The sequence below is a fragment of the Paenibacillus sp. CCS19 genome (assembly GCF_033239625.1).
Lineage (GTDB): Bacteria > Bacillota > Bacilli > Paenibacillales > Paenibacillaceae > Paenibacillus_T.
Genome location: NZ_BTCK01000115.1, coordinates 1 through 329 on the forward strand (window position 1 = coordinate 1; position 329 = coordinate 329).

The following is a 329-nucleotide window of genomic DNA, read 5'->3' on the forward strand; positions in this document are numbered from 1 at the left end:
GCCTACTTCCACTACCGCTTTCGCCGCTGCTACTGCTTCAGCATCGGTTTGTGCAAGCTTCGTGACCGTCAATGTGAAGGTCTTCGTCTCTTCGACGGAGCCCTTCTTGATTGTTGCTGTCAGCGTTACGAGTGCGTCACCCGCTGTGTAGCTTGGGCGTGTCACTGTTCCGTTGACTGCGATGATGCTCGATTTGTCCGAGCCCCAAGTGATGCTCGTTCCGTCTAGTCCTGCCGTGCTGAGCGTCAGATTCTGCTTCACGTCATATGCAGAATCGCCGCTTGCATAGCCAACTTCTACTGCCGCTTTCGCCGCTGCTACTGCTTCAG

1 protein-coding gene is annotated in these 329 nt (G+C 55.3%); it reads right to left on the minus strand.

The genetic code is table 11. From position 1 onward, the window contains the following. A partial coding sequence (locus tag SBI19_RS29395) for an immunoglobulin-like domain-containing protein (protein WP_317973078.1) occupies window positions 1–329 on the minus strand: 329 nt, incomplete at both ends.